The organism is Dyella soli, from assembly GCF_054482295.1.
In genome coordinates this window covers 1,281,992-1,295,290 of record NZ_JBTFFU010000001.1, presented here as the reverse complement: position 1 = coordinate 1,295,290, position 13,299 = coordinate 1,281,992, and the positions used below count along the sequence as shown (strand labels likewise).

General features: G+C 67.1%; 11 protein-coding genes. 2 read left to right on the top strand and 9 right to left on the bottom strand.

The window, feature by feature from the left end:
- Positions 1-273: 273 nt before the first annotated feature.
- The gene (locus tag ACXU4B_RS05960; RefSeq protein ID WP_131408647.1) at positions 274-765 is read left to right on the top strand and encodes a DUF3761 domain-containing protein; all 492 of its coding nucleotides are present in this window, start codon (positions 274-276) and stop codon (positions 763-765) included.
- A gap of 54 nt (positions 766-819) precedes the next feature.
- Here ACXU4B_RS05960 and ACXU4B_RS05955 read toward each other — a convergent pair whose 3' ends face one another.
- The 9 genes from ACXU4B_RS05955 to ACXU4B_RS05915 form a co-directional block, all read right to left on the bottom strand.
- Positions 820-1,911 carry an ABC transporter permease gene (locus tag ACXU4B_RS05955; RefSeq protein ID WP_131408645.1) on the bottom strand — a complete coding sequence of 364 codons (1,092 nt, stop codon included), beginning with the start codon at positions 1,909-1,911 and terminating at the stop codon, positions 820-822.
- Entirely contained in the window at positions 1,908-2,837 is a 930-nt protein-coding gene (locus ACXU4B_RS05950) for an ABC transporter ATP-binding protein (RefSeq protein ID WP_131410393.1), read from the bottom strand. Before ACXU4B_RS05950 ends, ACXU4B_RS05955 begins: the two co-directional genes overlap by 4 nt.
- A gap of 7 nt (positions 2,838-2,844) precedes the next feature.
- Positions 2,845-3,819, bottom strand: coding sequence for an HlyD family secretion protein (locus ACXU4B_RS05945; RefSeq protein WP_131408643.1), 975 nt, complete (start codon positions 3,817-3,819; stop codon positions 2,845-2,847).
- The gene (locus ACXU4B_RS05940) at positions 3,809-4,486 is read right to left on the bottom strand and encodes a TetR/AcrR family transcriptional regulator (RefSeq protein WP_131408641.1); all 678 of its coding nucleotides are present in this window, start codon (positions 4,484-4,486) and stop codon (positions 3,809-3,811) included. The genes ACXU4B_RS05945 and ACXU4B_RS05940 overlap by 11 nt, the downstream gene beginning before the upstream one ends.
- Before the next feature lie 126 nt (positions 4,487-4,612).
- Positions 4,613-6,538, bottom strand: a complete 1,926-nt coding sequence (locus ACXU4B_RS05935; protein WP_131408639.1) for a CocE/NonD family hydrolase — start codon at positions 6,536-6,538, stop codon at positions 4,613-4,615.
- 115 nt (positions 6,539-6,653) lie between these two features.
- On the bottom strand, positions 6,654-7,100 hold the full coding sequence (locus tag ACXU4B_RS05930) for a VOC family protein (RefSeq protein ID WP_131408638.1): 447 nt from the start codon (positions 7,098-7,100) through the stop codon (positions 6,654-6,656).
- A gap of 88 nt (positions 7,101-7,188) precedes the next feature.
- Entirely contained in the window at positions 7,189-8,004 is an 816-nt protein-coding gene (locus tag ACXU4B_RS05925; RefSeq protein ID WP_131408636.1) for a helix-turn-helix domain-containing protein, read from the bottom strand.
- A 49-nt stretch (positions 8,005-8,053) separates the two neighbouring features.
- Complete coding sequence (locus tag ACXU4B_RS05920) at positions 8,054-10,489, bottom strand: DUF3772 domain-containing protein (protein ID WP_131408634.1); 2,436 nt, start codon at positions 10,487-10,489, stop codon at positions 8,054-8,056.
- Between the two features lie 125 nt (positions 10,490-10,614).
- A complete protein-coding gene (locus ACXU4B_RS05915) occupies positions 10,615-11,247 on the bottom strand; it encodes a PadR family transcriptional regulator (RefSeq protein ID WP_131408632.1) in 633 nt (210 codons plus the stop codon).
- Between the two features lie 168 nt (positions 11,248-11,415).
- Here ACXU4B_RS05915 and ACXU4B_RS05910 point away from each other — a divergent pair, with 168 nt between their 5' ends.
- Entirely contained in the window at positions 11,416-13,272 is a 1,857-nt protein-coding gene (locus tag ACXU4B_RS05910; protein ID WP_165583192.1) for an ABC transporter ATP-binding protein, read from the top strand.
- Positions 13,273-13,299: the final 27 nt, after the last annotated feature.

Sequence of the window (13,299 nt, the reverse complement as noted above, 5' to 3'; positions counted from 1 at the left end):
TGTTCCGGGCGGGCGTCGGCGCCAGGCATTGGCGCGCCGGCCATCGCCGGAAAAGAGCGAGCGGAAGTGGCGCACGATATTGCGAATTCGCCGCATGGTGCATGAACGCGCAGCGCTGCCACGACGTGTGGCGCCATGGCGTTGATGCATAGTCATCGCCACAGGCGTTACGGCGCTTGGCGTGCATCCGGTAGCGATGCACGGCGACAGTCCACTCGCGATGGCGAGCGGATTCCGAATGGGACAGACGGGTTCGCAATGGAGGGATCGACGATGAAATCCTACGGTTTGATCGCAGTCTTGCTCGCGGGTTTTCTGATGGGGCCCGCGGTGTATGCACAGCAGGCGTCCGCGCCGGCCGGTTCGACGGGCCAATGCAAGGACGGCAGCTACACCAATACAGCGTCCAAGAGCGGCGCCTGTTCGGGGCACAAGGGCGTGAAGGAGTGGTACGGCGCGGCCAGCACGGCGGCACCGTCGGCAGCGGCCGCTGAAAACAAGATGGCGGCGGCACCTGCCACGCCGGGCAACACGCCCAAGACCACGGCACCGGCGCCGGGCGGCTCCAAGGCAGCCTCGCAGCCGCCGGCCACGGCGGCGCCGGGTGGCGGTCCGGGCATGGTCTGGGTCAACTCCAGCAGCAAGGTTTATCACTGCCAGGGTGACAAGTGGTACGGCAAGACCAAGTCAGGTTCGTACATGAGCGAAGCGGATGCCAAGGCCAAGGGCTTCCACGCCGATCATGGCAAGGCCTGCACGCAGTAATCGCAGCAGCTCACGAAGGGCCGGCAACCGCCGGCCCTTCGTCGTTCCGGCGGTTCAGTCCAGCCGCTTGTGGAACAGCCGGATCGCCAGCGTCAGCATCACCACGATGAACACCAGCAGGGCTACGCTGTCGGGCCACATGTCGCCGAGATCCGCGCCGCGCAGCATGATGCCGCGAATCAGGCGCATGAAGTGGGTGAGCGGCAGCAGTTCGGCGATCCACTGCGCGGGATGCGGCATGCCGGCATAGGGAAACATGAAGCCGGACAGCAGGATCGAGGGCAGGAACACGAAGAACGTCATCTGCATCGCCTGGAACTGCGAGCGGGCGCGCGTCGAGATCAGCAGCCCCAGCGAAAGATTGGCCAGGATCAGCAGGCTGGCCGCCATGTAGACGTCCCACAGCGTCCCGCGCACGGGCACACGGAACAGCCACAGGCCAAGCAGCAACACCACGCTGGTCTGCACCAGGCCGATCGCGGCATAGGGCAGCACCTTGCCGATCATCAGCTCCGTGCGACTCACCGGCGTGGTGATGAGCAGCTCCATGTTGCCGCGTTCGGTTTCGCGCACGATGGCGACGGCGGTGAACAGCACCATCGTCATGGTGAGGATCACGCCGATCAGGCCCGGCACGATATTGACCGGTGAACGTCGCTCGGGGTTGTAGAAGCTCACTATGCTGATCGGCGTGTCGGCGCGGGCGTGGAAGTTGTCGGGCTGGTTCAACGGGTACTGTGCAAGCTGCCCCGCCGCCGACTGCACCACGTTGTCGCTGCCGTCCACCATCACCTGGATCGCCTCGCGCCCATCGAGCTTGCGACGTTCGAAATCGGGCGGCACGGCGATGCCGACGCTGATGCGCCCCTCGCGCAGCAAGTCGACCAATTGCTGCGGGGTCTGCGCCGTGGCCTTCGCTTCGACGACGCCACTGGCGAGCATGTCCTGGATGGCCGCACGCGAGCCGGCCGTCTGCGCCTGGTCGGCCACGGCCGCGGGCAGGTCGCGCAGGTTGAGGTTGATGGCATAGCCGAACAGCACCAGCTGCAGGATCGGCATGCCCATGATCATGGCGAGCGTGACGCGGTCGCGCCGCAACTGGCGCAGCTCCTTGATCATGATGGCCCACAGGCGGCGCAGGTTCACGCGGCCTGCTCCTCGCGCTGGCTGTGCCGGCGCGTGGCGACCACGAACACGTCTTCCAGGTTGGGTGGCACGCTTTCGATCTCGACCTCCGGTCCGCCCTGTTGCAGGCGGGAGCGCAGCGTGTCGACGGCCACGTGGTTGTCGCGCATCAGCACGCGCAGTTCGTTGCCGATCTGGGCGACGCTCAGCACGTCTGCCTGGTCGTCCAGCAACTGCTTGACCTCACGCGGCGACTCGGCGCGGATCAGGAAGGTGCGCCCGCGTAACTTCTCCGTCAGTTCCTTCGGCGTACCGTCGGCCACCAGGTTGCCGGTGTCGAGGATGGCCAGGCGATGGCAGCGCTCGGCTTCGTCCATGTAGTGGGTGGAAACCAGGATGGTGGTGCCGGCGTCGGCGAGCTCGAACAGTTTTTCCCAGAAGTCGCGGCGCGATTCGGGATCGACCGCGCTGGTCGGTTCGTCGAGCAGGAGCAGTTCCGGCTTGTGCACGATGGCGCCGGCCAGTGCCAGGCGCTGCTTCTGTCCGCCGCTCATGGTGCCGGCGAGCTGCCGCTCGCGATCGTCCAGTCGGTAGCGACGGAGCAGGTCGTCGACGCGCGCTTTCGTGTCGGCAGCGGACAGGCCCTGCACGGTGGCCATGAATTCCAGGTTCTGGCGCACCGACAGGTCATCGAACAACGAGAACTTCTGCGTCATGTAGCCGATGCGTCGCTTGAGCTGCTCCGCCTGTTGCGGAATGTGCAGGCCGAGCACCTCGATCTCGCCTTCGCTCGGGGTCAGCAGGCCGCACAGCATGCGGATGGTGGTCGACTTGCCCGATCCGTTGGGACCGAGGAAGCCATACACGCAGGCTCGCGGTACCTCGAGGTTCACGCCGTTGACCGCGACCAGCGTGCCAAACCGCTTGGTGAGCCCACGTGCATGGATGGCCGGCTCAGTCATGCGTGTTCTTCCCGGGGAACTCGGCGGCGAGGGGAAAGCCCTGCGGCAAATCCCTGGCGTCCTCGCCCAGCGCGATCTCGGCCAGGTAGCTCAGGCGCGTGGCATCGTCGCCGCTCAGCGCGTAGTAGGGAGTGAAGGTCGGTTCGCTGCGGATCATGCGCACCTTGCCGCGGAAGCTGTGCGTGCCGTACTGCAAGGTCACCACGGCCTCGTCGCCTACCTTCACCGCCGGTCGCAAGGCGGCGGGGACGTAGACACGCGCATAGGGCGTGTCGCTGGCCAGCAGGATCACCAGCGGCGTGCCCGGTTGGGCCTGGTCGCCCAGCTTGTACGGCAGGCTGTCGACGCGGACGTCGCGCGGCGTGATGAGGTCGAGCTTCTCCAGGTCCACGGCGCGCGAGTTGGCGGTGGCGACCGCGGACGCCACGGCGGCGCGCGCCTGCGCCACGTCTTCGGCACGCGAGCCGTTGTTCAGTTCGTCAAGCACGGCGCGATCGGCCGCGACCGTGGCGTCGGCGTTGTGCGCGGCGGCGCGCGCGCGGTCGAGATCGGAGGCGGCGACGAATTGTTGCCGCGCCAGGGCCGACAGTCGCTGGAAGTAGGCATTGGCGTCGCGGGCTTCGGCCTGTGCGCCGACCAGCGATGCGCGCGCCTGGCGGATCTGTTCCTCGCGCGGACCGTTCTCGAGTTCCAGCAGCACCTGTTTCTGGTGCTGCAGGTCCGCCTGCGCCGATTCCAGCGCGGCGCGGGTGCGCGTGGTTTCCAGTTGCATGATGCGCGTGCCGGCGCGCACGTACTGGCCTTCGCGCACGTCGATCTGCACGATGTGCTCGGCCGCCGGCGCGGGCAGGGTGATGCGGTCGAATTCCAGCGTGCCCAGCACGTGCGGCGGTTCGCGATGGCAGCCGGCGATCAGCAGCAGGACCGGCAGCAAGTGGACCAGGCGCATCAGGCGATCAGTTTGCATCGTGGGGATCCATGCCATGCCCGAGCAGGGCGAGTGCGTGGCTGGCCAGGGCATCCATGCCGATGTCGGCCTGGAAAATCTGGCGCCAGATCGGTGCGCTGGCCGCTGGGAACAGCGTCAGCCCGATCAGCGAGACCACCATCAGGCGCGGGTCGAGATCGGCGTTGAGCTGGCCGCGTCGCTGGGCGTCGGCAAAACGCCGCGCGAGCAGTTGCGGCAGTTCGGGGCCGATGCGTGCCAGCAGCAGCTCGCGCAGCGCGCCGCCTTCGCACAGCACTTCGCGGACCCACAGCGAGGGAAACCACGGGTGGATCTCGACCAGGGCGAACACGCCGCGCACGAAGGCCTGCGCCGCCGCACGATGGTCGTCGCCGACCTCGGCAAGATGCTCGCGCAGCGACATCACGGCAGGCATCAGGCGTTCCTCGAACACGGCATCGCGCAGCGCGAGCTTGCTGCCGAAGTAGTAGTTGAGCAGGGCGGGCGTCACGCCGGCATGGGCGGCGATGCCGCGCAGCGAGGTGCCGGCGATGCCGTCGCGGGCGAAGCAGGCGATCGCCGCATCGATCAGGCGCGGCCGCAGCTCCGGGCTGTCCAGTGCGGGGCGGCCCGGCGCCCGCCGGGGTGGGCTGCGGTGGCGCGGGGCGTGTGGCTTGTCGGTGGCCATGCGGAATAAATTAATCCCACATTTAATTAATTGCAAGTGGCCGGAAAGCTTCGAAAAAGAAAACGGGCCGACCCGGAGATCGACCCGCTTGAGGGTTGTCGCGCCGCCCTGGTCGTGCGGGTGGGATCAGCCGTTCGGCACCACGGGCAGGCTGATGAAGCTGGCCGTGCCGGGCGTGTGCCACACGCGCTGCGTGGCCTTCTGATAGTCCGCGGGCCTGGCATCGAAGATGTTCGGCACGTAGCTCTGCGGGTTGCGGTCGTACAGCGGGAACAGGCTCGACTGCACCTGCACCATGATGCGATGGCCGGGCTGGAACACGTGGTTGGTGGTCGGCAGTCCAAACGCATAGAGCAGCGGCTGGTCCGGCGTGATCGCCTGCGGATGCTCGAAGCTGGTGCGATAGCGGCCACGGAAGATGTCCAGCGATACCGCCAGTTCGTAGCCGCCCATCGACGGATTGGACGGTACCGTGTCCGGATACACGTCGATCAGCTTCACGACCCAGTCGCTGTCGGTGCCGCTGGTGGAGGCGTACAGGTTCACCTGCGGCGCTCCGCCGATGTGCAGCGCTTCGGTCAACGGCTCGCTGACATAGGTAAGGACGTCTGGACGGCCATCCACGAAGCGCTGGTCGTTGACCAGCCAGCGTGTCCAGGCGTCGTGGTCGGCAAAGTGCACCGGGCGCGGCTGGTAGGGCACGGGCTTGGCCGGATCGGAGACATACTCGTCATATTTGACGGCATCGGTGGTCGGCGCATGGAAGGCCAGCGTGCCGGCGGCGCCCAGGTAGAGCGCCTTCGGTTTGTTGGCGCAGCCCTTGTCGCAGCTCAGCGGCCAGGCCTTGTAACGGTCCCAGCGATTGAGGCCGGTGTTGTAGATCAGTACCGGCGGCGTGCTGGCCTTCGGCGCGCCATCGACCAGGTACTGGTCGAAGAACGGCTTGAGCACGTCCCGACGGAACTGCAGCGAGGTGTCGCCTTCCCACTGCAGCGGGCCGAGCGAGGTGCCGTCGTAGTTCACCTGGCTGTGCCGCCACGGGCCCATCACCAGGTAGTTCTTGTCGTTCGCGCGGTCCTTCGGCTCGGTCGCCTCGTAGCTGTGGATGGCGCCCCACATGTCTTCCTGGTCCCACAGGCCCTGCAGCCACATGGTCGGCACGGTCAGCGGCTGGGCGGCCATGACCTTGTCCAGCGCCTGGTTCTGCCAGAACGCGTCAAACGCCGGGTGCTCGTCGAGCTTGCGCCAGAACGCGAGCTGCTCGAAACCATGGGCGTGCGCATAGTCACCGGCCGAACCCGCCTCGAGGAAATTGCTGTAGTCGTCAAAACCGTTGCGCGGCACGCCTTCGCCCTTGCCCTTCTGCGCGGTCTGGCCGTAGATGTAGTCGAAGTTGGTCTGGCGATAGGCGCCGTAGTGGAACCAGTCGTCGCCCATCCACCCGTCCACCATCGGGCTCTCCGGCGCAGCCACCTTCAGCGCCGGATGGGGATGGATCAGCGCCATCACCACCGTGAAGCCTTCGTAGGACGAGCCGAGCATGCCCACCTTGCCGTTGGACTCGGGCAGGTTCTTCACCAGCCAGTCGATGGTGTCGTAGGCGTCGGTGGAGTGGTCGACCTCGCTGGAGTTGAGCGGGCCGCGCAGCGGACGCGTCATCACGTAGTCGCCCTCGGAGCCGTACTTGCCGCGCACGTCCTGGAACACGCGGATGTAGCCGCCGCGCACGAACATTTCATCACCCTGCGGCAGCTGCGCATTCATGTGCGGTGACTGCATGCGCGCCGTGCGGCCGCTGGCGTCGTACGGCGTGCGCGTGAGCAGGATCGGCGCGTGCGTGGCGCCCTTGGGGATGACGATTACCGTATGCAGCTTGACGCCGTCGCGCATCGGGATCATCACCTCGCGCCTGACGTAGTCGTAGCCCGCCGTGGAAGGCTTGAATGCGGCCTGCGGTACGTCCGGCGTGAGCGGTGCGGTCTGCGCCTGGGCGAGGCCGGCGGCGAAGGCGGCGAGCGTGGCGGCGGCGAGCAGGGTACGGCGGATGCGCATGAAACCTCCGGTGGCCCGGTCGCCGCAGCAGCCGGGCAGGGGTGATGGTGAAGGAGCGGTCGGACCAAACTCACTTTAAGCGAGTGGCCGACACCCTCCCACCATGACTTCCTGCCTATGCGCTGGCCTGCGACTCAGCCGGCGCCCACGGGTCGTAGCTGCCGAACCACCACAGGTGGCCTTCCGGGTCGCGGCAGCTGTAGCCGGCGCCGCCATAATCCTTCTCGGCGTATTCGTCGATGATCACCGCGCCGGCAGCTTTGGCCTGCTCGTAGTGGGCCTTGCAGTCCTGCACGATCACGCAGGGGCACTGCGTTTCGCTGCCGCCGACCTGGTCGGGCTGCACCATGCGGCGGCCGAAGTCGTTGTCGCGCACCGAACCGAGCATGACCATGCCTTTGCCGTAGACCAGCTGCGCATGCGCCACGCCGCCCTCTTCGTCGTCGTACACGGCCTGCCTGGTGAAGCCGAACGCCTTGCACAGCCAGTCGATCGCCGCGTGGGCATCGCGATAGCGCAGGCAGGGAATGATGGTGCTGCCGGAAGCCGCCTGGGTCGTCATGTCGGGAACTCCTTGGTCGGGGACGCCGCCAGCTTACCCATCGGCACGCCGCTGTCTTGTCGATTTTCCGAGTGGGATGCCGGCCCGGCTAGTCCAGCGGCAGGTGGTTCGGGTACGGGCCCCGGGCCGCCATGAACGCCGTTGGCGTGACCCCGGCGAAGTCGCGGAATTCGTGCACCAGATGCGCCTGGTCGCCGTAGCCGCCATCGGCGGCGACGCCACTCCAGTCCACCGTCGAACAGCGATACACGGCATCGACCACGGCGCGGAAGCGCATCAGCCGCGCATAGCGCTTGGGTCCCATGCCCACCTGCCGCCGGAACAGGCGGCCGAAGCGATAGTCGGAAAGCCCGGTGTCGCGCACCAGCGCGCCGATGCGCACGACCTGGGGCAGGCGGGCGATCTGCTCGAGCGCATGCGCCACCTCGGGCGCCAGCCGCGGCAGCCGCATGCGCGCCAGCAACCAGCGTTCCAGCACGGCGAGCCGGATCCGAGCGTCAGGCGTGTCGAGCAGCTGTTCGCGCAGCTGGTGCGCACTGTGGCCAAACAGGTCTTCCAGCCCGATGTCGCGCTCCACCAGCACGCGGTGATCCTCGCCGGTGAGCGCGTGGGCGCCGCCGGGGTGGAACACCACACCCATCACGCGCACCTGCTCGGCGGTGTCGATGATCTGGCTGCGCAGGCAGGGGCCGCCGATAACCGCGGCCGGCGCGCGCACGCAGCGCCGCTCGTCGTCATCGCTGTAGAGGCGGGTCTCGTCTTCGTGGAGGTTGATGATCAGCGCCGCGCCGGGCACCGGCAGCACGCGTTCGTAGTGATGCGCAGCGGGCGGCATTTCCCAGTCCCACAGGCGGGCGACCAGGGCATCGAGCGGCGGCGCGGGTACGACAACGTGGTGTCCCATCGGCAGACTCCCGGCGGCATGCCGAGTCTAGGCCGATGGATGGCGCCTGTCAGGTCTTGCCTGCCGGAACCGCCGTGGTGAGCGGATTGGGCGGCGTGCCGCTGTCGTGCGCCATGGTGCGCACGACCATGTCTTGCGGGGTGGTGAGCGGCAGGTCGGCCTTGCGCAGCCGCTCGATGATCTCGAACAGCAGGTCGCTCTTGACGTTGCTGGCATCGCGCGGACTGCTCACATAGGCCGTGCAGACGAACAGCAGCGAGCCGGTGTCGATGCTGTCCAGCTGGACCGTGGGCGCAGGCGTGTTGAGCGTGGCCGGATGCTTGTGCAGGATGTCGAAGATGAGCTGTCGCACCTTGGAGGCGTCGCTGCTCATGGGCATCGGCAGGCGGATCTGCACGCGCCCCTGCGCATTGGCCAGCGTCACGTTGCGCACGTTCTGCGTGATGAGCTGCGAATTGGGCACGATCATGGTGGAGCGGTCGCCCATCTGGATCTCGGTGGCGCGCACGTTGATGCGGCGGATATCGCCTTCCACGCCGGGAATGCTGACCCAGTCACCCACCTTCACCGGGCGCTCGGCCAGCAGGATCAGGCCGGAAATGAAGTTCTGCACGATGGCCTGCAGGCCAAAACCGATACCGACCGACAGCGCGCTGGCCACCCAGGCGATGCTCTTGACGTCGACCTGGAGCGCACCGAGCACCAGCACGAACACCAGGATGCCGCCCAGGTAACCCAGCATGGTGACGATGGAGGTCTGCATGCCCACGTCGAACGAGGTCTTGGGCAACAGCTGCTGGCTGAGCCAGCGCTTGATGACGCGCAGGATGACCGTGCCGATGAGCAGCACCATCAGCGCGCTGAAGATATTTCCCGGCACGATCTGCAGCGAGCCGAGCGAACGTCCGGCAAACAACTGGGAGCCGCGACTCATCAGTTCGGCCGGCCCCGCGCCGAAAGGCGCCAGGACCAGCGGCAGGGTCAGCAGCAACAGGAACACGCGGGTGATGCCGGACAGCACGGTGGACGTCTGTTCCAGCCTCGGCGCGCTGATGCCGAAAGACTCCTGCAGCCGCGTGCCCGATCGCGATTCGGGCGACAGCAGGGACTCGAACAGGTCGTTCGCCAGATGCATCAGCAGGTACAGCGCCACGATGATGAAGCCCGAGCCGATCATCTGGCGGGTGAGGAAGAAGGCCAGGGCGATGTAGCCGGACAGCACGCCCAGCAGCGCCAGCAACACACCCAGCACCGCGCCCCCGACCAGCAGCCCGACCCACAGCGGCCGCCGTGCCGGCTGCTCGCCGCTGGCAAGCAAGGCGCGGCGGGCCCGGCCCATGGTCAGCAGCATGGCGCCGATCAGGCCGCAGATCAGGGTGGCGGCGAGGGCGTTGGTCGCCACGGCGCTGGCCACGCTGGCGCCGATGGCGTCGTTGATGAGGGCGACCAGGCCGACCATCAGCGTGCAGTAGGCCAGCAGGGTGGGGAACAGGCGCAGCCGCCGGGCCAGGTCGTCGGAGAACGGCGCCAGTCGCCACGAGGGGTGATTCACGCAGAGCAGGGCGCGTCCGAGGCCTGACAGGCAGGCCGCGAAAAACACCAGCCTGACCAGCGGCTGCACCAGGTCGTCGACGTCCTGGTCGAGCACGCCGTTCCAGTTGAACGCCAGATAGCCCAGCCAGGCGGCGAGGCCATAGGTCAGCGACGTGCTCAGCGCGATGAGCACGGCCATGGCGCTGCGGCGCAGGTGGCCGGACGGCAGGTGCCGGCTGGCCATCCCTAGCAGCCGGGATTCCAGGAAACGCCGGCCAAAGGCGAGCAGGGCGAGCGACAGCGTGATGCAGATCCCGAACGGCAGGCGGTTGCCCGGTTGCCAGGCCTGGCTCATCGCTGCGCCGATCTTCGATCCGAGCAGCAGCGCGCTCGGGCGGTCGTCGGCGGTGTTGCGCGCCAAGGTCTGCCAGAACGTCAGCGTGAGCGGCGATTCGGTGCGCTGGCTGATCTGTGCCTGGAACAGGTCGCGGCGCAGGCTGGCAATCTGGTTGATCAGCGACTGGCTTTCCAGGCTCAGCGTCTTGGCCTGCTTGATGCGGCCGTCGAGGTCGGCCTTGTCCTTGCTGAGCTGCTTGCGCTGATTGGTGACGTCCGCCGACTCCGGCGGCGCGCCCTTTTCAGGCGCGGGGCCGAGCACGTCGAGCTTGGCCTTGAGGCTGTCGGCCTGCGGAGTGAGGCTGGCACTGAGCTGGTCGGCCTGCTGCCCCACGCTGGCGGTCTTCGTGCGCAGGCTCACCAGCAGTTCGTCAGTGAGCTTGTTGCGGTCGGTGATGCCTTGCTTGATCTGGTCGAGCTGCTGGCTCAGCTGATCCGCGGTCACCGTGGGCGCCTGTAGCGGCGCCGGCGCATTCTGCGCGCCGTTGTCCGCCAGCGCGGGCAGCGTGCCGAGGGCGAGCAGGACGATCAGCAGCAAACGGGAAAGAATGGGCATGGCCGCATGATCCGGGCCCGTTCCGGAGCGGTCAATGAATAAATGCCTTGATGGCGTGTTCAGCGGCAGGCCTTCACGCCATCGCGATGGATGACATCCATGTCACCGCGCTCGCGCTGGCAGGCTCAGCTCTCCCTGCTTCCCCTGGCGATGTCGTCCGCCGCTTTCTGGATGATGTCGCGCACGCGCTTCACCTCGGTCGCGTTCCATGGTCCGCCGTGCATGAACAGCGCGCGCTTGAGCTGGTGCATCGCTTCGCGCAAGGCCATCGGGGCGGCGGCACGGGCGAACATCTTGGCGGTGTGCTCCATGCGCGACATCACCGCGTCCACCGCTTCCCGGTTGGCGGCCAGGAAGGCCTCGCCTTCGGCGGTAATGGTGTAGAGCTTCTTGCCGTCGCCGCTGGCGACACTGGCATGGCCGATTTCTTCCAGCAGGGTCAGGGTGGGGTACACCGCACCGGGGCTGGGTGCATAGGCGCCATCGAACATCTCCTCGATGGTCCGGATCAATTCGTAACCGTGGCGCGGCTGTTCGGCGATCAGGGCCAGCAGGATCAGCCGGAGGTCGCCGTGGCCGAACACGCGCCCGCCGCGGAAGCGGCCGCCCATGCCGCCCCAGCCCTGGCCTTCTTCATCGCCCAGCCCCCGGCCGAAACCGCGGCCGCGACCGATGCCCATGGCCTCGCGGGCGCAGGCGTCGCGTCCGTCGTGGTGGTGATGGTGGTAGTGGCGTACAAACAGATGTCGAAATCCCATGACACTCTCCGATATATCTTAAGTAACAGTCTTAAGATATATCGTATAATCCGGCCGGCGCAACCGGGCCTGCCGCCGCGATGCCCGCGCATCGCTTGAAACTCCCCCGGCGCGCCTTCACGCAGTAGTGAGCCGCCTCGCTGTTTTCCCCAAGGACGAGTCCCGATGGTGTTCCGCTGGTTCGAATCGCTGATCGACGCCTTCAAGGAGCCCGTCGACGGCATGCCGCCACAGTCGGTGTGGCGCTTCTATGTGTTCTACCTGCGCCAGGTATGGCCGGTGTTCGCCGCCGCCATCGTGGTCGGCTTCGGCGTGGCCATCATCGAGGTGTCGCTGTTCGGCTTCATCGGCAGCATCGTGGACATGGCCAAGGGCGCGCCGGCCGCCGGCTTCTTCCAGCAGCATGGCCGCGAATTGCTGTGGATGGGCCTGGTCGCGCTGGTCGCGCGCCCCGTGTTCATCGGCCTGCACGACTTGCTGGTCAACCAGGCCATCGTGCCCAACCTGACCAACCGCATCCGCTGGCAGAACCATCGCTACGTGATCCGCCAGAGCCTGGGTTTCTTCCAGAACGACTACGCCGGCCGCATCGCCAACCGCATCATGCAGACCTCCGGCGCGCTGCGTGAGTCGGCGGTGCAGATCGTCGATGCGATCTGGTACGTGGCCATCTACACCGGCAGCGCGATCGTGATGTTCGCCAAGGCGGACGTCTGGCTGGCTGCGCCGCTGGTGCTGTGGCTGGTGGCGTATGTGGCAACGCTGGCGTTCTTCGTGCCGCGCACCAAGGAGCGCTCGTGGCGCCAGTCCGAGGCGCGTTCGCGCCTGATGGGACGCATCGTCGACGGCTACAGCAACATCCTTACGCTCAAGCTGTTCGCGCATACCCAGCGCGAGGAAGCCTACGTGGCCGACGCCATGGGCGAGCAGATCACGCGCATGCGCGCGATGACGCGCCTGACCACGGCGATGGACGTGACCATCACGACCATCAACGGCTTGCTCATCGTGGGCACCTCGGCGCTGGCGATCTGGCTGTGGAGCCAGGGCAAGGTCACGGTAGGCGCGATTGCCCTGTCCACCGGGCTGGTCATCCGCATCAACAACATGTCCGGCTGGATCATGTGGGTGGTCAACGGCATCTTCGAGAACGTAGGCACCGTGCAGGACGGCATCGAGACCATTTCCCGGCCGCGTGCCGTGCAGGACCGCGAGGGCGCGATGCCGCTGGAAGTGACCAATGGCGCGGTGCGTTTCGAGGACATCCACTTCCACTACGGCAAGCAGGGCGGCGTGATGGCCGGCCTCAATCTCGCGGTGCGCGCCGGCGAGAAGATCGGGCTGGTGGGCCCGTCCGGCGCGGGCAAGACCACCCTGGTGAATGTGCTGCTGCGGCTGTACGACCTGGAGGGCGGGCGCATCCTCGTCGACGGCCAGGACATCGCCCAGGTCACGCAGGAGAGCCTGCGCGCGCAGGTCGGCGTGGTGACGCAGGACACCTCGCTGCTGCATCGCTCCATCCGCGACAACCTGCTGTACGGGCGGCCCGACGCCACCGAGGCACAAGTGCACGAGGCGGTGCGCAAGGCGAGGGCGGACGAGTTCATTCCGCAGCTGGTCGATGGCGAGGGCCGTTCCGGCTATGAGGCCCTGGTCGGCGAACGTGGCGTCAAGCTCAGCGGCGGCCAGCGCCAGCGCGTGGCCATTGCACGCGTGCTGCTGAAGGACGCGCCCATCCTGGTGCTGGACGAAGCCACGTCCGCGCTGGACTCGGAGGCCGAGGCCGCCATCCAGGACAGCCTAGACATCCTGATGCAGGGCAAGACGGTGATCGCCATCGCCCATCGTCTCTCCACCATCGCGCGCATGGACCGCCTGGTGGTGATGGACAAGGGGCTGATCGTGGAAAGCGGCACGCACGCCGAACTCATCGCCCACGGCGGTCTGTATGCGCGACTGTGGCAACGCCAGACAGGCGGGTTTGTGGCCGCGGAAGATCCCGCCGAGGACAGCGCCGTCGCGTGAAGGCCTGAGGTCGCCTTGAGCTTTCTT

Excerpts from the sequence above, each read along its gene's own strand:
- ACXU4B_RS05960 (WP_131408647.1), top strand. The coding sequence starts at position 274 with ATGAAATCCTACGGTTTGATCGCAGTCTTGCTCGCGGGTTTTCTGATG.
- ACXU4B_RS05945 (WP_131408643.1), bottom strand. The coding sequence starts at position 3,819 with ATGCAAACTGATCGCCTGATGCGCCTGGTCCACTTGCTGCCGGTCCTG.
- ACXU4B_RS05940 (WP_131408641.1), bottom strand. The coding sequence starts at position 4,486 with ATGGCCACCGACAAGCCACACGCCCCGCGCCACCGCAGCCCACCCCGG.
- ACXU4B_RS05935 (WP_131408639.1), bottom strand. The coding sequence starts at position 6,538 with ATGCGCATCCGCCGTACCCTGCTCGCCGCCGCCACGCTCGCCGCCTTC.
- ACXU4B_RS05930 (WP_131408638.1), bottom strand. The coding sequence starts at position 7,100 with ATGACGACCCAGGCGGCTTCCGGCAGCACCATCATTCCCTGCCTGCGC.
- ACXU4B_RS05925 (WP_131408636.1), bottom strand. The coding sequence starts at position 8,004 with ATGGGACACCACGTTGTCGTACCCGCGCCGCCGCTCGATGCCCTGGTC.
- ACXU4B_RS05920 (WP_131408634.1), bottom strand. The coding sequence starts at position 10,489 with ATGCCCATTCTTTCCCGTTTGCTGCTGATCGTCCTGCTCGCCCTCGGC.
- ACXU4B_RS05915 (WP_131408632.1), bottom strand. The coding sequence starts at position 11,247 with ATGGGATTTCGACATCTGTTTGTACGCCACTACCACCATCACCACCAC.